The sequence below is a fragment of the Mycolicibacterium mageritense genome (assembly GCF_010727475.1).
Classification (GTDB): Bacteria; Actinomycetota; Actinomycetes; order Mycobacteriales; family Mycobacteriaceae; genus Mycobacterium; species Mycobacterium mageritense.
In genome coordinates, this window is sequence record NZ_AP022567.1 from 2,502,554 (window position 1) to 2,525,692 (window position 23,139).

The 23,139-nt window shown below is 64.9% G+C and carries 17 protein-coding genes and 3 pseudogenes; 13 read left to right on the top strand and 7 right to left on the bottom strand.

The window, feature by feature from the left end; genetic code table 11:
• The first annotated feature begins 52 nt into the window (after nt 1–52).
• Both G6N67_RS11820 and G6N67_RS11825 read left to right on the top strand, forming a co-directional pair.
• On the top strand, nt 53–961 hold the full coding sequence (locus G6N67_RS11820; RefSeq protein WP_131524606.1) for a beta-ketoacyl-[acyl-carrier-protein] synthase family protein: 909 nt from the start codon (nt 53–55) through the stop codon (nt 959–961).
• The gene (locus G6N67_RS11825) at nt 958–1,728 is read left to right on the top strand and encodes an ESX secretion-associated protein EspG (RefSeq protein ID WP_131524608.1); all 771 of its coding nucleotides are present in this window, start codon (nt 958–960) and stop codon (nt 1,726–1,728) included. The genes G6N67_RS11820 and G6N67_RS11825 overlap by 4 nt, the downstream gene beginning before the upstream one ends.
• Before the next feature lie 7 nt (nt 1,729–1,735).
• On the opposite strand, the gene G6N67_RS11830 is transcribed toward G6N67_RS11825, so the two are convergent.
• Complete coding sequence (locus G6N67_RS11830) at nt 1,736–2,173, bottom strand: 9-bladed beta-propeller domain-containing protein (RefSeq protein WP_036430469.1); 438 nt, start codon at nt 2,171–2,173, stop codon at nt 1,736–1,738.
• A 231-nt stretch (nt 2,174–2,404) separates the two neighbouring features.
• On the opposite strand from G6N67_RS11830, the pseudogene G6N67_RS11835 reads away from it, so the two are divergent.
• The 3 genes and pseudogenes from G6N67_RS11835 (at nt 2,405) to G6N67_RS11845 (ending at nt 5,381) form a co-directional block, all read left to right on the top strand.
• Nucleotides 2,405–3,051 (top strand): annotated as a pseudogene (locus G6N67_RS11835) (helix-turn-helix domain-containing protein).
• A 66-nt stretch (nt 3,052–3,117) separates the two neighbouring features.
• Nucleotides 3,118–4,569 (top strand): DDE-type integrase/transposase/recombinase, encoded by a 1,452-nt coding sequence (locus G6N67_RS11840; protein WP_036430473.1) that lies wholly within the window; start codon nt 3,118–3,120, stop codon nt 4,567–4,569.
• Between the two features lie 38 nt (nt 4,570–4,607).
• A complete protein-coding gene (locus G6N67_RS11845; RefSeq protein WP_235684132.1) occupies nt 4,608–5,381 on the top strand; it encodes an ExeA family protein in 774 nt (257 codons plus the stop codon).
• A 106-nt stretch (nt 5,382–5,487) separates the two neighbouring features.
• Here G6N67_RS11845 and G6N67_RS11850 read toward each other — a convergent pair whose 3' ends face one another.
• The 4 genes and pseudogenes from G6N67_RS11850 to G6N67_RS11865 all read right to left on the bottom strand — a co-directional run bounded on the left by G6N67_RS11850 (nt 5,488) and on the right by G6N67_RS11865 (nt 8,935).
• A complete protein-coding gene (locus G6N67_RS11850) occupies nt 5,488–6,462 on the bottom strand; it encodes a 9-bladed beta-propeller domain-containing protein (RefSeq protein ID WP_131524612.1) in 975 nt (324 codons plus the stop codon).
• 140 nt (nt 6,463–6,602) lie between these two features.
• Entirely contained in the window at nt 6,603–7,058 is a 456-nt protein-coding gene (locus G6N67_RS11855; protein ID WP_131524614.1) for a hypothetical protein, read from the bottom strand.
• Complete coding sequence (locus G6N67_RS11860; protein WP_131524616.1) at nt 7,051–7,554, bottom strand: hypothetical protein; 504 nt, start codon at nt 7,552–7,554, stop codon at nt 7,051–7,053. Before G6N67_RS11860 ends, G6N67_RS11855 begins: the two co-directional genes overlap by 8 nt.
• A gap of 290 nt (nt 7,555–7,844) precedes the next feature.
• Nucleotides 7,845–8,935, bottom strand: a pseudogene (locus G6N67_RS11865) (IS630 family transposase).
• Between the two features lie 297 nt (nt 8,936–9,232).
• Between G6N67_RS11865 and G6N67_RS11870 the strand changes: the two are divergent.
• From G6N67_RS11870 to G6N67_RS11880, 3 genes are read left to right on the top strand one after another with little or no spacing between them, the layout of a single operon-like run.
• Nucleotides 9,233–9,703, top strand: a complete 471-nt coding sequence (locus G6N67_RS11870) for a YbaB/EbfC family nucleoid-associated protein (protein ID WP_051578564.1) — start codon at nt 9,233–9,235, stop codon at nt 9,701–9,703.
• Between the two features lie 2 nt (nt 9,704–9,705).
• The gene (locus G6N67_RS11875; protein WP_036430483.1) at nt 9,706–10,002 is read left to right on the top strand and encodes a WXG100 family type VII secretion target; all 297 of its coding nucleotides are present in this window, start codon (nt 9,706–9,708) and stop codon (nt 10,000–10,002) included.
• A gap of 38 nt (nt 10,003–10,040) precedes the next feature.
• Nucleotides 10,041–16,289 (top strand): alpha/beta hydrolase, encoded by a 6,249-nt coding sequence (locus G6N67_RS11880; RefSeq protein WP_036430485.1) that lies wholly within the window; start codon nt 10,041–10,043, stop codon nt 16,287–16,289.
• 14 nt (nt 16,290–16,303) lie between these two features.
• On the opposite strand, the gene G6N67_RS11885 is transcribed toward G6N67_RS11880, so the two are convergent.
• Nucleotides 16,304–16,957 carry a GAD-like domain-containing protein gene (locus tag G6N67_RS11885; RefSeq protein WP_036430487.1) on the bottom strand — a complete coding sequence of 218 codons (654 nt, stop codon included), beginning with the start codon at nt 16,955–16,957 and terminating at the stop codon, nt 16,304–16,306.
• Nucleotides 16,958–17,199: 242 nt separating this feature from the next.
• Here G6N67_RS11885 and G6N67_RS11890 point away from each other — a divergent pair, with 242 nt between their 5' ends.
• From G6N67_RS11890 to G6N67_RS11900, 3 genes are all read left to right on the top strand, one after another.
• Nucleotides 17,200–17,463, top strand: coding sequence for a DUF7161 family protein (locus G6N67_RS11890; protein WP_036430489.1), 264 nt, complete (start codon nt 17,200–17,202; stop codon nt 17,461–17,463).
• Between the two features lie 13 nt (nt 17,464–17,476).
• On the top strand, nt 17,477–18,994 hold the full coding sequence (locus tag G6N67_RS11895) for a hypothetical protein (protein WP_051578565.1): 1,518 nt from the start codon (nt 17,477–17,479) through the stop codon (nt 18,992–18,994).
• A gap of 86 nt (nt 18,995–19,080) precedes the next feature.
• Nucleotides 19,081–20,064 (top strand): hypothetical protein, encoded by a 984-nt coding sequence (locus G6N67_RS11900; protein ID WP_163642170.1) that lies wholly within the window; start codon nt 19,081–19,083, stop codon nt 20,062–20,064.
• Nucleotides 20,065–20,171: 107 nt separating this feature from the next.
• On the opposite strand, the pseudogene G6N67_RS39170 reads toward G6N67_RS11900, so the two are convergent.
• A pseudogene (locus G6N67_RS39170) lies at nt 20,172–21,521 on the bottom strand (MinD/ParA family ATP-binding protein); the annotation flags it as partial.
• Between the two features lie 135 nt (nt 21,522–21,656).
• Here G6N67_RS39170 and G6N67_RS39505 point away from each other — a divergent pair.
• Both G6N67_RS39505 and G6N67_RS39175 read left to right on the top strand, forming a co-directional pair.
• Complete coding sequence (locus G6N67_RS39505; RefSeq protein WP_131524618.1) at nt 21,657–21,947, top strand: hypothetical protein; 291 nt, start codon at nt 21,657–21,659, stop codon at nt 21,945–21,947.
• Between the two features lie 501 nt (nt 21,948–22,448).
• Complete coding sequence (locus G6N67_RS39175; RefSeq protein ID WP_051578567.1) at nt 22,449–22,991, top strand: hypothetical protein; 543 nt, start codon at nt 22,449–22,451, stop codon at nt 22,989–22,991.
• Nucleotides 22,992–23,139: the final 148 nt, after the last annotated feature.

Genomic DNA, 23,139 nt, shown 5'->3' on the forward strand with positions numbered 1-23,139 from the left:
TGCCACGCCCCTTACGGATCCAACCCTGGATATCAGCGGTAGATGGCGCGGAGTGTCCGCATCCCCCGGCCGCTCCCCGGTGGACATGGCGGTACAAGCCGGGCGGGCGGCAATCTCCGCCTCCGCGGTGTCGTCCACCGACGTCCGGTGGACCCTGCATGCGGGTTCGGGATATCAAGGCCCGATGGGTTGGCCCATCCACCACGGGATCCAACACGGCATCGTCGGCAACGTAGGCAATGCGCTCGAGGTCAAGCAATACTGTGCCGCGGGCCTCACCACGTGGATCATGGCGTCCAGCATGCTCTCTGGCGATGACGGCGCAGTCGTGTGCACAGGTGCCGACAACTGGTCGTGGGGCGACCGTTACGCGACCTCCCGCTCCGCGGGCGGGGAGCCGTTTTCAGATGTGGCGCACGCAGTCGTGCTCACCGGCGGCGACGGGTTCGCGGATATCCTCGGATACGGGACCGCAAGCTGTCCCGGTCAGGCCCGAGTGTGGCAGACCCGAGAGAGTTTCTGGGAGAACGCGTCACTCGACGATTACCGCGCTGCCTATGAGCGTGCCGTTGCTGCGCACCGCCCAGAGGACGCCCGTGATTCCCTGCGGATGCTGGTTCGAGCGGTGAGGTCGGCACTTTCCGCGGCGGCGTTGAGTCCGCAGTACATCACTCATTTCATTCCGCATGGAACAGGCAGTGGCGAACCGTACCGAACCTTGGCCGACAAGATCGGGCTGCCGTGGTCGGAGGCCCTGTACGACTACCAGGTCGCCCAGGGATACCTCGCCGTCAGCACTCAGGTCGCCGGGCTGATTCATTGTGCCGAAACGGGTTTGAAGGCGGATTCCATCGTGCTTCTGGTGGCCGCGGAGTACCAGCTGAGCGCCACGGCCGTGGTCCTCAGAATCCTGCGGACCCCGCAAGTATCAGGAGACGGCGACGTTAGGGTGATGGCGTGAGCAGGATCCCGATGAATCACGTCGGCTCGATCGACGTGGTCGATCTCACCGTCGTGAGCCGCGATCATGGTCGGGATTTCATCCCGTTCCCATTCATGCAGACGCGTGCGTCCACAGTCGATCCCGAGGCTTTCGAGATGCACGCCCGCAAGGTGATCGAGAGGTTCTACAACGGTGACCTGAGTGTTCTCCAGAACTGGGCAGGCACCTACGTGCGGGCGGACATCCGCGTCGAAGCCCACGTCCAGTTCATCCCAGCGGACAAGACCAGCGTTCGTGTCGTCGCCCACCGAATGGGTGAGAAAGGCTACTTCGCGAGGCAGACAGACGCTGACGTGATCGAGATCTTCTCGTTGTCGCCTTACGATCTCGGTGAAGCAGTTGCGGAATCGATGGGCACGGTCACTCCCGGCAACCGCCCCGCGATCGTTGTCCCCGAGTACCAGGCACCCCCGTCGCCCGTCGAGGAAAGCGATGGGATTTCCGTCCGATCTCATCGCGACTCCGACGAGATCGCCAAGATCGCTCGTGGCGAGATCAGTGCACTGGCGACTGTGCAAAGCCATTGGCGGCCCACCCGCAGGTGGGGAGTCGACCGCGGGAAGAATGCGGTCGTGTGGGTGCGGGTACAAGATGACGGCGATTACCTGTATGCACCGGATTACACTGTGGCACAACCGATGTCAAAACCGCAGCTGGCTGCTCGGATCAACCGGCTGATTGCCGATGACGTCGCCGTGCTGCGCAGGTTCCGCGACGGCGCATAACAGGGTCTCACCCGGCCCGCAGTTCGGTGAGTTCGTAGCGCGTACGCTGCACGAGGCCGGTTCCAACTTTCCACAAGCGCAACCATTCTCCGGTTTCCTGCTCCGTGAGTTCCCAGGCGATCGCGCAGGTCGAGGGATCCACGGCGCGCACAGTGTTCGACTCCAACCCGCCGCCGACGATCACGATCGAACCGTCGGATCCGACGTAATCGTGGCTCAGCCCAAGTTGACAGACAGGTCCGGATTCGCCGGTCGACAGATCCCATTGCTGCCAACGGTCGTCGGTTCCGCCCTGGTCCAGGTAGATCTTGTCGCCGATCACCCTGAAGTAGATGCCCGGTGTGGGCGCCGGGATCGAGGTGACCAGATCACCGGCCGCCGAGAATACTTGCCATTTGGCGGGTTTGGACCGCAGCCGAGCCATCGGCATCACCTGGTTCTCCACCGGAGTCAAATCGTAGTTCTCGTCCAGATAGCGTGTTGACCGTCTCTCGGGATGACGACCACGAGGTACTCATCCGTCATTGAGCTTGCCGATGTGACCGTTGGCGTGGTCGCCAGGTTGATCTTGGTCGTGTGCACCATCAGTGTGACGAGGAACTGATGGGTCGCGCGGCACCCCGCTGAAGTCTTGGTGGGCTCGCAGGGTGCCGCGCTGTAGTGCACGGAGGCACCGATGGTGACGGTAGAGGCTGATCTGGTCTGCGTCGAGTCCCGGCTGGCGGCCGGCCAGATCCGCTGCCCGGCGTGCCCGCAGGGCGTGCTGGCTGGATGGGGATTCGCCCGCACTCGCCGCGTGGTGGGCCTGGGTCTGGCCGGTGCGGTTCGGCCACGGCGGGCGCGATGCCGATCGTGTCTGGTGACCCATGTGTTGTTGCCGGTCACGGTGCTGCTGCGCAGAGCGTATGCAGCCGAACAGATTTGGATGGCATTGGCTGCTCGCGCACAGGGGGTGGGGCACCGCCGGATCGCCGCTGGACTCAACGTTCCGGCGACCACGGTGCGGGCTGGCTGCGCCGGGCCAGCGGCCGACTGGAGGCGATCCGGGCGCGGTTCATTCAGATGGCGGTGCTCATCGGGATCGACGTGACGATCCCCGACGAACAGAGCTATCCCTGGGGTGACGTGGTGGCCGCGGTCGATGCCGCGGCGGCGGCGATCGGGCAGCGGTTCGGGCCGGCCGGGTTGGTGGGCGCGGTGACGCCGGCGCAGGTGATGGTCGCGGTCAGCGGCGGCCGACTGCTGGCATCGGACTGGCCGGTGGCGTTACCGGCGCCGTTCACAACACCAGTTGCCCCTGATGCGCCACGTGGGAATCGGTGATCCTCGCGAAGGCACCTGCCCGACAAACAGTTTCGGGCCGGGCCATTGACTGTGTGAGGAGAGACGGTGTCGTTGGAAGAGCACAAGCGTCGGGAGCGGGCCCAGGCGATCGGCTTGTTCCGCTATCAGCTGATCTGCCCCGCCCTGGAGGCGGGGTTGTCGACCAAACAGCGGGGCCGGCTGGTCCGCGAGATCGCGCAGCGCACCCATGTGGACCCGTTCGGCACCCGGGTGCAGATCGCACGACCGACCCTGGACCGCTGGATCCGCCGCTACCGGGCCGGCGGGTTCGAAGCGCTGGTGCCCGAACCGCGGCGACTGGCCACCCGCACCGACGTCCAGGTGCTGGAGTTGGCCGCGTCGTTGAAGCGGGAGAACCCCTCGCGCACCGCGGCGCAGGTGGCCCGTATCCTGCGCACCGCCACTGGCTGGGCGCCCTCGGAATCCACGTTGTTGCGCCATTTCCACCGCTGCGAACTGATGGGCCCAGCCGCCGGGACCAGCGGTGAGGTGTTCGGCCGGTTCGAAGCCACCGACCCCAACGAGCTGTGGGTCGGCGACGCCCTGCACGGCCCGCGGGTCGGAGACCGCAAAACCTACCTCTTCGCCTTCCTGGATGATCACAGTCGACTGGTGGTCGGGCACCGGTTCGGGTTCGCCGAGGACACCGTGCGCCTGGCCGCCGCGTTGAAACCCGCGCTGGCCGCCCGCGGCGTGCCCGCCTCGGTCTACGTCGACAACGGCTCGGCCTTTGTTGATGCGTGGCTGCTGCGGGCGTGCGCGAAACTCGGAATCCGGCTGGTGCATTCGGCACCCGGCCGGCCGCAAGGACGCGGGAAAATCGAACGGTTCTTCCGGACGGTGCGCGAACAGTTCCTCGTCGAGGTCACCGACACCACCGTCGAGGACCTTGCCGCCGCCGGGGTCGACCATGCTGGCGCCCTGTTGGAGCTCAACCGGCTGTTCATGGCGTGGGTGGAAACCGAATACCACCGCCGGGTGCACTCGGAGACCGGGCAATCCCCGCTGGCCCGGTGGGAGACCGGCTGGGAACGCGTCGGGCGCACCCCGGCATTACCGACGGCAGCGGATCTGACCGAGGCGTTCCTGTGGTCGGAATTCCGGGTGGTGACCAAGACCGCCACCGTCTCCCTGCACGCCAACACCTACCGGGTTGACCCCGCCCTGGCCGGCCGCCGCGTCGAGCTGGTGTTCTCCCCGTTCGACCTCGAGATGATCGAGGTCCGCCACGGCGGCCAGAGTTTCGGTGCCGCGGTGCCTCACACCATCACCCGCCACGCCCACCCGAAAGCCCGACCCGAGACCGTCGAGACCCCGCCGGCAACGACGGGGATCGACTACCTGGCGTTGACCGCCGCCGCCCATCACGAGCAGCTACGCGACGATGAACGTATCGGCTATCACGCCCTCTACGGTGATCATCATCTGCCCGGTCAGCTCTCGCTCACCGACATTGACAACATCGATGGCGAGTTCGAGGACGGGGTGTCGGCGTGAGTATTCAACGGCTGCAATCACATTGGGGATTCACCCGGATGCCGTTCGGCCGGGATCTGGCCCCGTCGATGCTGCACCGCCACCCCGGCCACAGCGAAGCGATCGCCCGGATCGGCTGGTGTGTGGACCAATGCGCCATCGGGGTCATCACCGGCGAAGTCGGCGCCGGCAAAACCGTCGCGATCCGCGCGGCGGCCACCTCCTTGGATCCGGCGCGGCACGTCATCATCTACCTCGCCAACCCCACCATCGGAGTCCGCGGCATGCTTACCCACATCGTGGCCACCCTCGGGCACACCCCGGCGTTTCACACCGCCCGGCTGGCTCCCCAGGCCGCCGACGCCTTGGCCGCCGAGCACGCCGAACGGGGCCGCAACCCCGTCCTCGTCGTCGATGAAGCCCACCTGCTCGACAATCATCAACTCGAAGCGATCCGGCTGCTCACCAACCACGACATGGACAGTGGTTCCCCGTTCGCCGTCGTCCTGGTCGGGCAACCCACCCTGCGGCACCGACTGCGCCTGGGGGTGCTGGCCGCGTTAGATCAGCGCGTCGCCGTGCGCTACACCCTGCCCGGCATGACCGCGGCCGACACCGCCGACTACATCGGGCATCACACCAAGATCGCCGGCCGCTCCGATGCGCTGTTCGCCGATGACGCGATGACGCTGATCCACAACGCCTCCCGTGGACATCCGCGCGCGGTCAACAACCTCGCCCTACACGCGCTCACGGCCGCGTTCGCCGCCGGGCATTCCATCGTCGGGGAGAAAGCCGCCCGCATCGCCATCAGCGAAACAGCAACCGACTGAACCTAATCCGCGTCACCACGGCGACGACCACGTCACCGCGACGAGGATCCCGTCACCGAGATCACCAACGCCCCGCTCGCCACAAGCGAGCGGGGCGTTCTCATCACTACATCGTCATCAACACCGATGACGCCGACATCGTCATCTTCAGCGACGGCCAACAATAGCGTGCGACGAGTTGGCCGGCGGTGTCATAGAAGAGTAGCCCGTCGCCCTTGCCCGACTCCTGGAAGGAGTAGGCGAATCCGCCGTTGTACACCAACGCTTTGCGGATGATTGTGCCCTCGGGTGGCGTGGGCGTAAGGTCCGCTCCATCGAGGGCCGAGAACATCCGGTAAGGCGCCTCGGGATCGCTGGGCAGCGGGTTCTGCATCGCGACAGTCTGTGCCGGAATGTCGGACACTTGCAGATAGCCGGGGTTGAAGATGCTGCCCCCACCGGGGACAAACCAAGTTCGTTCGCCGTTCGGCCCCAGGCCGTAGACGCCTTCGCCCTCGCGTCTGGCGACCAGGCGCGTCTCACCCAGGTAATTGCCGATCGCTGCGACCACGTACTTGTCGCTTGCACTCTCGCCTTGTGGGAAGAGGTCGGTGGGGCCGGTGAACGTCACCTTGCCCTGTTCGAGATCGATGATCCAGATCAACTGCGCCAGACCTACTTCAGGGTCGCCCTCGGCGAGGCATACGGCAGTCCCCGGGCCGTTGCCGTAGCAGTCGCCGAGCGGATTGCCGCGAAACCCGGTCAATTCGATCGGCTGGAACAACAATTTGCCCGAATGGATGTCGACACCGTAGACCCAGCCCGCCGGTGACAGGCCCTGCGAATCCGTTCTGTCGGTGATGAAGTACGCCTTGTCTTTGGTGCTGGCGAAAAGTGACCCCACCCCGACTTCAGGTGGGAGGCCGATGTCCGCGGCACTGACCTTCCAACCAGGCACCGGCTTCTTTTCCAGCGAGAACGCGATAAGCAGATCTTTGGGGGTGCCGATTGTGGCGTCGATGTGCGCGTTGGTTCCACGGACGGAGCGCCACACCACCACACCGCCGACGATAAGTCCGACCACTACTGCGATCACCAGCACTGGCATCCACCAACGACGTCGCGGCTTGGCGGTGCGGGTTGACGCGGCGACTGGCGGGCCCCCACTGGGGGAGTCCACCCAGCGGAATCCCTCTTGTGGCCAGTTGGATCCCGAATCCGTCACCGCTACCCCTTATCTCGTCAATCGGTCGGAACCGGCACAGGGCCCATGGCACAGACCCGCAACCGGCCGTCATCGATCTTCAGCGTGAACATGCCCCCGTGATCGCGACCCAGACCATTGAGGGTCCATGTCGATCCCGCCCTGGCGAATCCCGTCAGGGCGACGATGTCCCATTCCGGCGGCGTGCCGCCCTCTTGGATACCGATCAGTTGCCGACTAACCCAGCTGTCCGGTGGGTCGGGACAGGTCATCTCCCTCAGGTTCACCGGGTTTCCGGCATTCCGTTCGCGCGCCCACACCAGCAGCGTCTTCTCGGCCACCTCACGTGCCTGGTCATCGGTCATCGACTGGTCCGCCGGGATCGCGCGTATTGAAGGGCCGTCGTACCGGCCGACCACGGCCACCACCAGCAGAACGATTGCGACAACTGCCAGTGTCCACAGCCACAAGGGAATTCGCGTACGGTCACTCACTGCCGCAGACCTTCATCTCGCCGCCGTCATCAACCAACACGATCCAGCGGTGGGTCAGGCCCTCGCCTTCACGTTGATGTTGTTCGACGATCTCCTTCTCCCGCTCGGTAAGAGGCTTGGTGCGCAGCAGCACCTTGGCCGCCACTTGTGCACCGTCGTCCCGGAAATCGACGATGGCCTCCGCGTGGTCGATGCCGCCAAGGTAGTCGCCGTGCAACGCTTCGATGTCGTTCAGGATGGTCCCTGATGGATTGGCGCAGCTCAGCGCTTGAGCTCGCGCTGTGTCGTGTACGGCCAACACGCGAAACCACTCGCTGATGACGTCAAAGGCCTGTTGTTGACGGGGCGGCGGTGGAGCCAGACGTTCGATGTCGGCCTCCGGCGGCGGTGACCAGCGCCAGCCGATCGTGAACACCACGGCGGCGGCGATCAAGCAGATCGCCGTAACTGCGATCAGCAGACGCTTCGGCCAAGCTGCCGGCTGGGCACCGGCCACCTTCTGCGTGGCGCCGGCTGACGATGCCGGTACCGGCTCGGTCCGAGCCGACAGGCGCCCGTCGGGGAAGCAGTCCACCACGAGCCGCTGCGCGCCGGGACTTCCTGTCGTGGACCTGACCAGGTACTGAACCAAAGCGTTCGCGGCCTCAGGTGGCACCGTCAGCCAGTGGCTGGTCGTTCCCACAAGGCCCACGTACGCGCTCGCAGCGCCCGACGGCAGGCACTCGACGTGCAGCTGCGACCAGCCTTGTGGCACCGAACCCAGCAGGATCTTGATTGCATCTTCGACTAGTGTCCTGCGCCGGGAATTCGTTGAAGATATGAACCGAGTCGTTCGAAGATCTCGTCGGCGGTCTTGGTCCAGTTGAACGGGCGGGGGTTGTCGTTCCAGTCTGCGATCCACTCGCGAATGTCCTTCTCGAGGGCCTGAATTGAGCGGTGAACGCCGCGGCGCAGTTTCTGGTCGGTGAGTAACCCGAACCACCGCTCGACCTGGTTGAGCCACGACGAGTAGGTCGGGGTGAAGTGCATGTGGAATCGGGGATGGGCGGCAAGCCATTTGGTTACTGTCGGCGATTTGTGCGTCGAGTAGTTGTCGCAGATCAGATGGACGTCCAGGTCAGCGGGCACGGTGTTGTCCAACTTGGTCAAGAACTTCTTGAACTCGATCGCGCGGTGCCGGCGGTGAATCGAGCCGTAGACCTCGCCGGTGGCCACATCCAGGGCGGCGAACAAGGTGGTGATTCCGTGCCGCACGTAGTCATGGGTGCGGCGCTCGGGCATGCCGGGCATCATCGGCAGGACCGGCGCGCTGCGATCCAAGGCCTGGATCTGCGATTTTTCATCGACGCAGAGCACCAGTGCCTTCTCCGGCGGGTCCAGATACAACCCACGACGTCACGGACCTTGTCGACGAACTGCGGGTCGTTGCTGATCTTGAAGGTGTCCACCTGATGCGGCTTGAGGCCGAACGACTTCCAGATCCGTCCGACCGTTGACTTCGACAACCCGGTCTCAGCCGCCATCGAAGACCGCGACCAGTGCGTGGCGCCTTTGGGTTGACGCTCCAACGTGGCCACGATCAGCTGCTCGACCGCCTCGTCGGTGATCTTGCGCGGCGCACCAGGACGCGGCTCATCGGCCAGACCCTCCAGTCGCGCCTCCAGGAACCGTCCACGCCATTTGCCGACCGTTTGCGGCCACACACCTTCATCAGCGGCGACTTCCTTGTTGGATTTCCCTGCCGCGCAACCCAACACGATCCGACAACGTTGGGCCAACGCCTGCGAGGACTTCGATCGACGGGCCCACCGCTGCAACGTCTCACGTTCGTCGTCGGTCAACACCAACTCGACTACCGGCCTACCCCTGGTTCCCACCCGCCAATTCTACAATTAATCAACTAATTTACGGCGCAGGACACTAGACCGCGGCTTCCGTCACCACCATCTGCTGGGCTCACAGACACGCGTTCAGCCTAAACAGCACTCGTGTTCGAATTGACACCTGCGGCAACCGCCCGGCGCCCCCACCGTGAAGTCATGCCCGGAGTCAAACATGCCCTGCGGAGTGCGATCAAGGCGAGATTGCTGCTGGCGAGGCTCTGCGACGTCTGCGAGAATCGAACACGATGTCGCACCTGACGGGGTGGAGGCGCGCTTCCGGGGAGGGTAGCTGTGAGCAACGACGCGGCTCGGCATGAGCTCGCCGAGGTGCTGGCGCTCGCCCAGGAACAAATGGCCGATCTGGCCGCCGTCCAGAAGAAGCGTGCCGCGCTCACCGCGAGCGCCACAGTCGCCGACGGGACGGTCGAGGTGACGGTGAACGCGCAGGGCATCGTCACCCGCACGGTGATCGACGAGACATACCTGGACGAATTCGAGTTCGCCGATCTCGGTGACTACATCACCACCGCGGCCCAGGCCGCGGCGCGTGACGTGGGGAAGCGGTCGGCGGAACTGCTGGTCCCGATGACTGAACGCCGCAAGAAATTCCCGGCGTTGTCCGACATCGTCGAAGGCGCGCCAGACTTCCGCGAGTGGATGCCGGACCTGACGCCACTTCGCCCCGAATCCGCCGCTGCCGCAGGCCCCGGAGATGACGACGGTGATGACGACACTTCCTACACCCCCACTGTGAGGAGATAGCGATGAGCCAACCGCTGGGTGTGACACCCGAAGGCTTGCGGGCCACCTCCGACCATTTGGCCGACGTGAGTTCGCGGATGAAGGGCGTGCTGTCCACGCTCCAGAACAACCTCAGCAGTGAGGGCGCAGCCTGGGGCGACGACAAGATCGGCAGCCAGTTCGCCGACGGTGGCGATGGCTACCTCGCCCAGGTGGATTGGGTCGACGGCTCGATCGATGCCAAGACCGGACTGTTGGACAACTATTCAGAGGGCTTGCGAACTGCTGCTGACACGCTCGAGCAGCAGGACCAGGCGTAGTTCTGACTGAATCGTGTTGATCGGCAAGGGGATCTCACGTGGGCATTGAGATCCCCCCCGGTTTGCAATGGGTTTCGTACCTCACCGGCTCGGAATGGCCGCAGGGCGACGAAACGGCCATGCGCCGCATTGGCGACTACTGGCGCGACGCGGCCAGTGACCTGTCCGACCTGATACCCGACCTGAACCGGGTGCGCTCGGAAACCATGTCGGTGCTGATGGGCGAAACCGCCGACGCGGCCGAAGAGCAATTCGCCATGCTGTTCGACGGTGACTATTCGGTCGACAAACTCTCACAGGCGATGTCCGCCCTGGGTGATCTGGCCGACGGGGCCGGCACGGAGATCGAATACACCAAGCTGCAGATCATCACGTCGTTGGCCATCGCCGCGGCGGAGATCGCCTGGGCGCTCGCCGCGGCGCCGGAGACTTTCGGCGGCTCACTGAGCCTCATACCGCCGGCCGAGGCCGCGACCATCATGACGGTGCGCCAGCTGGTGATGATGCTGTTGCGCCAACTGCTCCGAAAACTCGGCGAGGCCATGACCAAAACCATGGTCCGCCGACTACTCAGGGAGGCCGCGCAGGAAATCGCCATCGGCCTCGGCCAGGAGCTGGCGATCCAAGGCTTCCAGGTCGCGCAGGGCAACCGAGACGGAATCGACTGGAAGCAAGCTGGAATCGTCATCGCCGCTTCCGGAATCGGTGGGGCGGTCGGGTCGCCCGTGGGCGAGGGCCTGACCCGCGCCATGGGCCGGTCGGACAACCCAGTGACCAATGCTCTCAAGGGTGCCTTGAGTGGCTACGGGGCGGGTATTGCCGGCAACGTCGCCGGAACGCTCGGAACGGGCGGCGATCTGGATGCCGTCTCCATCTTCGGCGGTGCGGCCAGCAGCGCAGCGACCGGCGGTGTGCACGGCGCCAAGAGTGGCTCCCACGGTAATTCAAACAATGGCAACGGCAGACCGGACACGGGCTCGCCGGGGCGTCCTGACATCAACGGCGCCAACGGTTCCCGCCCGAACGGCGAAACGGGCAACAACGGGCAACAGACCCACAACGGCAACGACCATCAATCGTCAAGCAACACTTCGACTTCTACCTCGCATTCCTCGTCGGACACCAACAGTCATGCCGGAGTGTCGCAGTCGCAAGACACCTCCGCCGGCTCGCCCGCCACGAGCACCTCACAGGATCCGGTATCGCACACCGCTCCCTCCTCTTCGACGTCCACCAACGGGGACGGTGGCTCGCACAGTGCGTCCGCCACGCACAGTGGTGACAGCGGACCTTCCGGGCCGTCGGAGACCAGCCACGCCCCGGCCGGACAGGACGGCAGCTCGGCCCAGCACGAGGCCGGGCCGACCAAAGAGCCGTCCGGCACTCAGGAGACAACGAGCCAGAACGGAACGCCGACAACCGATTCCGGGCAGCAGGCCCACCACTCCGGCGAGCCGAAGCTCGGCGGTGACCCCACAGAGTCCTCCGGCACCCGCCCGGACACCACGTCTCCCAGCCACCCGACTGACACCAACACCACCGACACCGCAAGTCATACGACGCCCTCGACCCCTACGGACCACACAACCAGCGAGCCACAACCGTCTGCGCCCGTCGCTCAACCGGGCGCATCGACTCCGTCCGCCCCGAGCACACCGTCGATGCCCGGGCCGACGTCACCCAGCAATACCCCGACTCCGACCACACCCGCCAACAATCCGTCGACACCTCAATCAGCCCCTGCCAAGACCAGCCCCACCGATACACCGGCACCTACCGCGCGGCCATCGCTGTCAGACCCCTCGACTGCACATACCTCGACCGAACCCGCGGGAACCCCCGCTGCACGAAGCGCGGAAACCTCTGCCGCACAGGATCGTTCAGGTCAAGAGATCACCGACCAGCAGGACGGACAGCACCACCAGGATCCGGGTTCGAAACCCGAATCGACCATCCCGCCCATCGCCGTGACACCCGTGCTGCCCCACGCCGGTGGCGACAGCACGTCGACACGGACGGGGGGCAACGGCCGACCCGATACGGCGCGTCCCGGGCAGCGGCCCGTCAACGGCGCCGATCGCATCGGTGCCCCGCGTGATCCGGCCGACAATCCGCCGCCGCGCAACGGCGAGCCGCCCGATCGCGATGGCGGCCGCGCACGCCCCAGCGAGGATCCCGACCACTCGAACCACAGCCCGGCCAACCGCGAAACACGCAACCCGGCACAGATTGTCGATGAGCTCGGCCAGCACCGCACCGATCAGGACAACGGCCAGACCGCCGACGTGCATGACGCGGCGCAACGGGTCCGCGATCAGTGGAGCGACCTGACCCAAGCCGAACGCGACGCGGTGATCGCCCAGGAGACCCGGGAAGGACACCGCACGGATCTCGGTGATCTCGACGGCTTGCCGGCCTCGGTGCGCGATGTGCTCAATCGGCACAACCTGGTCGAGGACATGGTTGCCGTCCATCCGCAGCACGCCGATGCGATCCGTGAGTTCGCGCACGCGATGAACGCGCACCTGGCCGATCCCGAGAACGTCGCGCGGCCCGCCCCGGTGCGCAGCGATCAGTTCAACCCGTCCGGCCGGTTGAAACGGCTCGCCTCGTTGTTCTCCGATAGTTCCGAAATTCGCCAATTGGCGCGAAATGCCGACGCGGCGTGGAACGCGGTGTACGGCCATCCCGAGAATGCCTCGCCACGCCAGCTGTACACATACGACCCAACGGCTTTCAACGGCGACGGTCGGATCGCGGTTGCCGTCGGCAATCTCGATACGGCTGCCGCGGTGGCCGTTCACACGCCGGGTATCACCACAACGATCCGCAGCATCGAACTCAATGTCGACAACGCTGAGAACCATCACATCCGAGCACACCAGGAACAGGGTGACTTGGAGACCGCGGTGGTGTCCTGGATCGGCTACGACGCGCCGTCCGGTCATCCGATCAAGCTAGGACGAGAAACCGCGACCCAGCAGTTCGCCGAAGCAGGCGGGCACCGGTTGGCGCACGACGTGGCCGGCATCGTGGGCTCCCGCTCGGACAGTCCGAGTGTCCATCTGTTCGGCCACTCGTACGGTTCGACGACCACTGCGCACGCCGGCGTCGGTGGCCGGCTTGCCGACTACATCAGTACTGTGACGCTGCTCGGCTCCCCTGGCGCCGGACCGCTCACGCACGCACGCGATTTCGGGATCGGTCCGGAGAACGTCTATGTTGCGTCCGCGAGCCGGGATGTCGTCACCTGGACGGGCGCGCACATGGACGGCACGCCGAACAGGGCCAGTACTTACCTGCAGAACCTGAGTACTTCGACCTTCGTAGGCGCTGTGGAGGGCCGCTACGGATCGCTCACGAACCTGGCGCTGGGCGTCTCAAGCCTCGCTGACCGGCTGAGCGGTCGGCTGTCCGGGCTTGGTCAAGGTTTCGATCCGGCGATGTCAGAGTTCGGCGCGAACCGGCTTGCCGCGCAGTACAGTTCGCCCGAACATCTCGGCGGGATCAAACCACACACTCGCTACTTTGCCTCCGAAGAGTTCAACGGCAAAGATCCGATTCTGTTGCGCGACAACCCGAATGCCCGGGTAACCGAATCGCTGGACAACTTCAGCCACATCCTCACCGGCAACACCGACCAGATCAGCCTGGAGACGAATCACCGAGATCCGTCAGCGATGTTCGGCGATCCGGCGCGCACCCGCACGGCCGAACCGGCGTTGGGCTATCCGGCGAACGACTGCGTGCCACGAACCATCGACGGTTTCACCGAACGTCACCCCGGCACCACGGTCCGGCAGGTCGAGGGCGAGTACGGGGATCGTGGTGTCCCGCGGTCGGATTACGAACGGGCCCTTGGCACTCAATTGCGGGACGCAACGCTCGACGACATCATCGCGGCAACCCGCAGAGGCGAGAGCGTCATCGTCGTCGACACCTATCACGCCGACGGGTTGCCCGATGGGCATCCCGGTTCGCACACCTACTCCGTAGAGCCCAATCCCGACGACCCAAGTCGGCCGCTCGTTTACGAGGGCGACGAGCGGACTCCGCGTCCGTGGCCGCCGCAGGGGATCGACCACGTCTCGCACACACAGATCGCGACGTTCCATCCCGACGGCACGCCGACCCATCCGAACACCGACACCACCCACACCCCCCGGGCGGGCGACGGCCAGCGCATCGCCGCGGAACACCGCGATCCGACCGACCTTCCCGCCCACGACCGGACCGACGGCCACGAGTACCCGCCCGATCACATCTCGGACCTGCTCGGCCTGCCTGCCTACCACCCCGGCTCGCTTTCCGATTACGAGGTGCGGTCGGTGTACCTCAACGGCGAGCAGCGGATGCATGCGCTGCACGAGAACCTGGTGCAGCGCGGTGTCGACCCGGAGACACGCGCGCGGGCAATGTTCGAGGCGCGCAACGAACTTCGGTCCTGGGCACGCGAACTGATGAGCGACCGCGCCGGTGCCGAGCGGCTCACGCGGGAGAATCCCAATCACAGCTGGGATGACATCGTCGCCAAATACCGTGAGCGCGGACTGGACGGCGATGACCTGTACAACACCATCGCCGAACGCTCGATGGCGAGCCGGCCGAGCGTCAACGAGAGCCTCGGCCTCGACCCGAACCGGCCACCTCCGCTCCCCGAAGTCCGTGGTGCACCGGATGATCGAATCGGCGCCGAACACCCGGAGTCCGACCACACCCCAACGGGCGAGACGCGGCCACAGTCCGACGAGTCCGGCCACGATACGCACCGGCCGCTCCAAAACACCGATCTGCCGTCGCAATTGCCCACCGACCCGGTGCTACGCGATCAAGTGATCGCAGAGGCCGTCGCCCGCGCCCAAGAGCAGCATCAAGCCAGAGTGGACGAGGTCCAGCGGCTCCGAGATGAGCTCGCAGATCTCGACGCCCGCAGGAGAGCCGCTGATGGTGACGAAGCGGTGCTGAAGCAGGAACTCGATGCCAAGAAGAAGGAGCTGACCCAGGCGCAGTACCGGGCTGACGAATCGCGCGAACTCATTCGCGCGGTCAGTCACGCCGACCATCTGCAAGAGTCGATACAGAGGGAACTGCGTACACCGGCCTCCGACGACACAGCTTTGCGTGAGGTCCGGCAGCGTATCGATGAGGTCCGGCCGGACTCGGATACCCGCCAGGCCGAGATACGCAGGTTGGCATATGAGGCAGCCAGGGTTGAAGCAGAACGCAAAGAGGCTGCCCAAGCTGGCGACGACGCGCGTGCGCGAGAGCTTTCAGATCGTCGCAAAGATCTCAAGGCGGATCTCAAGGCGGCCCGAGCCGAGCTCCGTTACTCCGATGAAAACCTATTGCGGCTCGGTGATGATGAACGCCAGGCGGCTTGGGATCACCAGTCCCCAGAAATGAGGGGACGGCTGCTGGCCGAGCAGATGACAGAGGCAGAGCGACGGTTGGCAAGCCGCTACGCGGAGTTTGTCTCCGGTGATAACGCGCGCAGCGCGGTCGACCTCGCTCGCTCGCAGAACACCGATGTCGCGGTCGCATTGAAACATCTGCGGGAGGTGCAGGATGCGGCCGCTCAAGCCCGTCACATCGATCTAGACGCCGAGATTCGTGCGCGAGTCGATGAAGTAGCCCGGCAGTACATCGAGTCTCGGATACGGACCAACGGTATCGACGACCCGTGGGTGGCCCGTGAGCTGATGTCCAATGACCAGCGGGCACAGCATTGGCCGACCTTGGATCTGCAGCACATCCGGCAAGATATTGCAGACCGACTGGGCCCGGGCTTGGAGTGGCAGTTCGAGCGTCAGATGCGGGGTCTGACCCGCTGCACCGCGGAAGAGGTGGCAGACGCTCTGTCCGTCTTCCACGATGACAAGGTTCATCCGTCGCGTGATGGGAACCTCCCCGCGCGCGAGTCGTTCCAAGCGTCGTTACGCGAACAGCTGCGCGCGGAAGCAGAACGACTTGTGGAAGAAGGCCGCTTAGCCGATCCTGAGCAGTTCCTCAACGAACAAGTCGCATTCGTCATGTCACGGCTGGCGGCGCTGCACGAGCAGGACTGCGCCGGAGGAGGCGCCGACCACATCCCGACCTACGTCGGCCTGCCGGTGCTCGGCGATTCGTCGATCAACTCGTCACTAGGGTCGATCTGGACGCAACAGATTGTCGACCCCGACGGCAACCGAAACAAGCTGTACAAAGCAATTCAAGCGATTGCTCAAGCGCAGATCGATGCTGGGCGTGGTGACGAGCCGCTTGATATCTGGTACACCGATGTCCGGTAGCGATTCCCGCACCGTTAAAAGATCCGCGTGCGTGGGGCTTTCAGGGATCGCAGCCGCGTGAGTTCGGTGGCGGCATCCGCAATCTTGGCGTATTCGACACGGATGTCACCGCCTTCCTGAACACTGGGGTCGAAGGTGTAGATGGTGTCGTGGGTGGTGCGGCCTAACCGCTCGACGATGCGGGGGAACAGATCTTCTTGCAGGTCGTCTCCCTCATCCGGCGGATCGGCGTCTAGAAGAAACTGATTGGCCGGATATTTGAGAATGCTGCTGATATCCATATCGATCCATTTTTGGCCCGCAACGGGTTCCGGTCGGAAAAGAGCGATCATGGACAAAGCGGGATTGATCGTGAGTTTCTGCCCAAGTCCTGGCTTGAAGCACTTCGTCTCCCCGTAGGCCGTGCGGAAGATGGGAATCTGTTCGCCCCGGTAGTCGCCGGGCAGCTCTACGCCGTCGAGCCAGGTGTCGACGATCGGTTGCCAGGCGTGCGGGTCACATACCCAGAGCAGTCCGTTGCCGAACCCGGCGAATCCGATCTCGCGCCACAGGTCAACCATCAACTCGGGCAGTTGATCGCCGTACTCGTCGAAGTAGCTCTGCGGCACCTCGACGGGGTCGATCGGCTCGCCCCATCGGGATATGAAGTTGAGCAGCTCCAGACGCACAGTCGTGTCCCTTCACCTGTTGCGGTCATGCAGGGTCGAACCCCAGCGTAGCCATGCCGCCTGACATGGCCATACATTGAAGTTGTCGACAGAGGTGCCAGCGTCGGCAAGATCAGCTGCAATTGGGGTGTTGCGGCGTACGCGCTGTCAGGTAAGGGTGGGGGAGTGACACGTAGGTGAACTCGTCGACGGGGAGCGAGAGGCCGCATCAGGTCGCGGCACTACAGACATATGCTGAGGAAATGGTGGCTGACGGACACGATGAAACGCCGCGGTGGCAGGTGATCCGACTGGACCAGACGGGCCTGACTGGCACCACCGCACGATTGCTCACCGCCGACCCAACTGACGACGCGGGATGGCCCGCCGACTTGCCGCCCGGGACAACAGAAGTGGTGATCGCCGACGATACGCCCGGGCCACTGCTGACCTTACGCGTGCACCCGGTCGGAGACCCGTCGAAGGTGTCGTACGTCCGGTTCGATCAACTCGCCGTTCGGAGCTGAAGGGAAGACACCGGTGACTGACCCGCAGGAGTTCGATCCCACCCGATATGCGGCGGAGTCGTTGGCCAAGGCGAACATTGGCGGCGTCTCGGCAGAACCGGCCACAGATCCCCAGGCCCTGGTCGACCAGGCAGCCGCGATCGTCGCTCAGGCGGCTCCCGAGGGATGGCGCTCGCTGCACGGTGTCTTCAGCCTCGCCGGGGGAGAAGAGATCGCGAAGGCTGTTGCGGTGTTGGGCGACCGCATTGTCGGTGTACCCGTCGCCCCCGCCGCTGTCGACTTGGTCCGCCGGCAGCGAGAGTCGACCATCGGTGCGCAGGGTCCATGGCTGCGGCTGTTGTTCGATCTCGACAACTCCGGTGAGCTGAAGGTCGCGTTCGACTACGGCGACGTCGAGATTCCGGAAGATCAGCTGCTGTCGGCAGAGGCATACTTGCGGGATTTCGAGACCTATCCTCGCCCGGATGCCCCCGTGTGGCTGTTGGCGCACATGGGAAATGAGGGCCAGCAGACGCGAACACCCGCGCAGGCCTGGGCAGAGGCCGGCACCGAGGGCGTCGGCGTACGGCAATCCGATGATGAGCTGCCGGCGTTCCCAGCGTTGTGGGCTCGAACCGCGGTACTTGCCGCCGTATGCCGTGGCTCCGACGCGCCCGTCGGACCACGCACTGATCCAGCGTTCGCGGTGTACCGCGGTGAAAACGGCGGGTGCACCATCGCCCGGCTGCCCGGAAACCGCGCAGTCGTCTCCGGCGGTCGCGACGACTCGCCGCTGCTCTCGGCCGCCTACAAGGGACTCATCGAGTGGCCCGACCTTTATCGCGGCGCGCCACCCTGGCTACAGAACCTGTACCTGGATCCGCGCGCCGGTCGTGGGCTCCTCTCGTTCTGCTACTGGTGGGCTGGCGAGAACTGGTTTCGGTCCGACCTTCCCCAAGCCGCCACGCTGAGCCCCGACGACCAGAACTGGCAGCCGACGGACGAGATCACTGCCGGAATGCCTGGTCTGTGGACGGCAGAAACCACCGCTGACCTCGTGGCGAACGTTCTCAAGCGCATCGGTGTCGAGTTGACCGACCGCAATGCGTACGCCGCGCTCAACCTGGTGCGTGCCGCGGAGGTCGGCGTCGCGTCCGAGCGGTACCTCAACCGGCTGTTCATCGACGGCGTGCCAGCGAATTTCGATGTGGCCGAGGCGATTTCCCAACTCGACGCCGCAGGTGTCTTGCTGCCGGCATACCCGCCGATCGATGAGGTGACCGCAAAGAACCTCGTCGTGGATTACTGCCTGACGAACCGTATCGACCCAGCTTCCTACCCACTGGATCAACTGGTCGCCGCGCGGATGGACGCCGGTTGGCAGGTGTTCGCCCCGGTCGAGCCGGGCGAAATCGCCATCGGACGTGCGTACTTTCTGGTCGCTGACGACGGGGTCGTTGAGAAAGCGTCGACGTCGACATTGCCGGATGAGGTGGCGCTGACGTTTGCGAGTCGATTCGCCGCCCGCGTCCGTGGCACGAACGGCGGCTAGACGTGGGGCGGCCGTGGGCAGATCGCTCCGTTACCGAGTGGATGTGGGTGCAGCTCCGCACGGGTTTTCGGCAACAGCACGCATATGTGATCCCCGATGTGGCGCAACCGGGTTGCCGAGCCGGGATGGTCTCCACCCGGCATTGGTTGGACTGGCGACAAGCCAACTCGGTGATCGTGTTCGGAATCGAGTTCATGCGCGAGGTGGCCAGAGTCCTCGCCGAAGGTGGTACAACACCCGCCGACGCATGGATAGAGCAGTCGTGGCACACGAGAGCGGGTAGCCCCACCCGGCATCAGTCCGTCATGGATCCCTACGGCGAGGCCAACTGCGCCGCGCTGGTCAACAAGCTCACCTACCCAGTGAACAGTCTGACGTTCCACCAACTTCTCAACGATGTGGTGCCCCAGGTTCTCAAGACCCTGCCGATGGATCTGAGTAAGACCGTCGGCAAGCCGGGCGAGCACATCATCGCTCCGTACATGTGGACGATTGACCTTAAAAAACCCCAAATACCAAGCACTTTCAAGTACCGTGACGATCTCCGTGAAATCGTCTTCACCAGTCCCCACTACTACTGCGGATACACCGCGGCCAGCACAGGACCGGCATCGTTCAGTTCACGAAGTTGGCCTCTGAACCCCGCCGATGAGCGGCGACCTATCGTCTATGACGCCAATCCGGCGTCATTGCCAAAGCGATCCGATGTCCCTGCGCAGGCCGATCGCATAGTGGACACCATCCGCAATTGGGGGCACACGCTGGGCTTCACGGTCGGCCCGACTGAAACCGGATCGTGGAATGCGCCCACCGGTGGCAAAAGTGTGAAGTACATCGTCGACGCCCCTGTCAACGTCGATGTATCCCTCGTCGAGTTCCTCCAGAGGGCACAAAAGCTTGCAGACATAGTTCACCCGCTCATAAGCGAGCAAGCGGCCAGGGACAAACCCGAGAAGTACGGCTATGACCACGTCCGTTTCAGCACGCCACCAGGGTTCTTCGCGAAATTCACCGCACCGGACAAGAATGGCCAACCAAGACTGCGTGTTGAGACACGGATATACGAGTAAAGACGCCACGCAGCACCCGTCACGATCGAGCGGCAGCTGCGTTAGAGGCCGGACCACGTCGCGAAGACGCCAGAGCAGATCGACAATCAGCCAACTTGGAGAGCGCGCTATCGCCCGTCGTACGACACCCGCAGCCTGGAGAACTTCTCGGACACCGCACCGGCCAACTCGATGTAGGCCTGCATCGTGGCCGGCTTGAGCAGTCCAAAGTCGATGTCTGCGCCTTCTGCGAGATGCTCGTCGAACGGAATCAAATGTATTGACCGGCAACGTGCTTCGAAATGCTCGTACACCTTGTCCAACTTCAGGGCCGCCGAGCCGGGCCGGGACGCGCTGAGGACAACGTGGGCTTCCCGCACCAGCCCGGCATGGCCGTGCTGCATGAGCCAGTCAAGGGTGGCCGACGCGCTGCGGGCGGCGTCGATGGCCGGTGAGCTCACCAACACGATGGCGTGCGCGAGATCGAGCACGCCCGCCATCGCGGAGTGCATGATGCCCGTACCGCAATCGGTGAGGATGACGTTGTAGTAGTGCCGCAGGATGTCCATGGTGTGGCGGTAGTCGGTCTCGCCGAACACCTCGGCCACGGCCGGATCCTGTTCGCTCGCCAGCACTTCCAGCCGGCTCGAGGCCATCCGAGTGTGGGCACGCACGTCGGCGTAACGCCGGATGTTCTGATCGCGCAGCAGGTCACGCACGGTCGACCTGGTCGAGAAGTCTCGCACGCGTTCGGCGAGGGTGCCACGGTCGGGGTTGGCATCGAGCGCGATCACCCGGTCGGTTCGCACCATCGCCAGTGCTGAGCCCAAGCCCAAAGTGGTCGTGGTCTTTCCGACTCCACCTTTGATCGACAGCACCGCGATGCGGAAGTCGCCGACTATCGGCTGGCGGATCTGAGCGAGCAGCTCTTCCATCGCGCGGTTCTTACGGGAATCACCGGGATTGATCCGGCCGCCGGTGGCCCTGTGCACGGTGCGCCGCCAACCAGACTGCGGCGCATGGCGGCTCCGGTTGAACACCTCGGCCTCGTCGAGCGAGGGTGGCACCCGGAAGGCTTGCGGCTGCTGGTAATTCGGTGGGGGCGGGGACGCCGACGGTGGTCGCACCCATCCTTCCGGCTGCGCGTGCCGGGGTGGCTCGGTCTGCGGTGGCGGCGGTGCTGCGTGACGCGCCTGCTCCGCGTGCCGCGGCGGCGGCGGTTCGTACCCGGGCGGCGCGGGCGGAGGTGGCAACCAGCCTGGCGGTGGCAGGGGCATGGTCATCCACGGCGGCGGGTTTCTCCAGCCGGGTGGCGGGGGTGGCGGCGGAAGCGGGCCCCACCCCGGCGGCGGGCCCTGGAAACCCGGCGGTGGCTGCGGCGGCTGATCCTGCGCAGGAGGCGGCGGTTCCCGGTCTGCCGGTGGAGGCGGCGCCTGCGCGATCGGCTCCTCCATCTTGGGCTCGACGGGGTGGCGCACGGCCTGACGCCCAGTCGCATCGAGCGTGGGATCGAACTCGCGGCTCATCGCCGCACTGGGAACCTGCCACGGCGGCAACGCCATCCGCTTGTCAGACCGCTGCCGAGTGGGGCGCTCTGGGGCACCGTCGGCGTGATGTTGATCAGGTTCAGGCTCGGCCACCGCGAACGGATCGGCGGGCGCATCGTGCGCACCAAGTGGCTGCTGCACCGCGGGCTCGTCAACCCGATCTTCCGACGACTCGATCTGCTCAGCGTTGGGTTCAACGTCGGCTGGTGGTGGTGTCTCGGGGGCAGCCGGTTCTTCGACATCCGCGACATCCTCCACAGCTGCCGAAGCAGGTGCTTCGACAACTTCCGGCTCGGCCGGCGGCTCCGGCTCTACCGGCGCACGCTGCCCACGCCGTGCTTCCATCTGCGCGAGTAGGCGCGCCGCACGAGCTTCGATCTCGTCGACCTCAGGTTCCGCGGGCGCTTCGGGAGCCGGTTCGGAGTCGAAAGCCGTTGGTGGGGTGCTGTCGTCGAGTTCGAGCTCGACACCAGGTGGGGCCGATTCCGGTTCAGACGATGCGTCATCGAAGGATTCGCCGACGGTTTCGTCGAACGCATCGCCGGTGCCATCTACGCCGGTATCCCCAGCCTCGTCGACAATGTCTTCTTCGGAGGGCGTCTGTCGTCGCGCGAGCAACCGGTCAGCGCGAGCCTCGATGTCGTCGAACTCAAAAGAAGCCGCCGGCGTTTCGGGTTGCGGTTCGGCCGGCGAGGATTCTTCAATCGCCGCCTGTTGCCGCGCGAGTAACCGATCAGCACGCGCGGCAATGTCGTCAAACTCGAAAGCATCCGATGGCGGTTCCGGCGATGCCTCACCATCGGCATCATCAGCTACGTTGTCCGCGCCGGGACTCTCGGAGGTCTCTTCGCGCCCAACGTGAACAAGATCGCGAGATTCCGGGGAAATGTCACCATCTTCTTCACGCTCGTGATTTGGCGAGGGTTCGTCGACATCGTCTGCGTCGTGAGAACGCTCGTCGAAGGCTGCCGGCGCGGTCTCGGCATCCTCGGTCAACGAGAAGTCGGTGTCATCGACCGCGTCGCCGGGCTCATCGTCGTATTTCTGGGCGGCTTCATCGAACCAGGACGAACCGGCATCGGAATCGACGTCCTCACCGCGTGCGTGACGCGGCGCCTGGCCAACATCGACAGCGGGATCCGCCGGCGTTGCCGCCCGCCATTGCGGCACACCTGCCTCTGGGTTCTCAGGGCGGTCGTCCGACGGATTGAGGGCTTGCTCGGCCCGGAGCTGAGCAATTCGATGTTCGACGCTTGGCGGAGGGCTGGCCAGGCGTACACGCTTGATCACGCCGTCGGGCAGAACCTCTGGCGGCTCATCGACGCGCGGCGGTTCCGCCGCTGGCTGAGGCGGCGGTGGCAGCAGAGTGTCATCCGCTGTCATTTGTTTGCTGCGGCGTGAACGGCGGCGCCCCTCGCGCGGTTCCTCCTGCTCAGGTGTCCGTGACAGCCAGGGAGGATGCGCAGGCCCGCTCCGCTCCGCCGGCGGCGGTTCGTGATCGGCCAAGTCCCCTCGCTCCTCTGTAACACTGAACTCGTAAATTCTACGG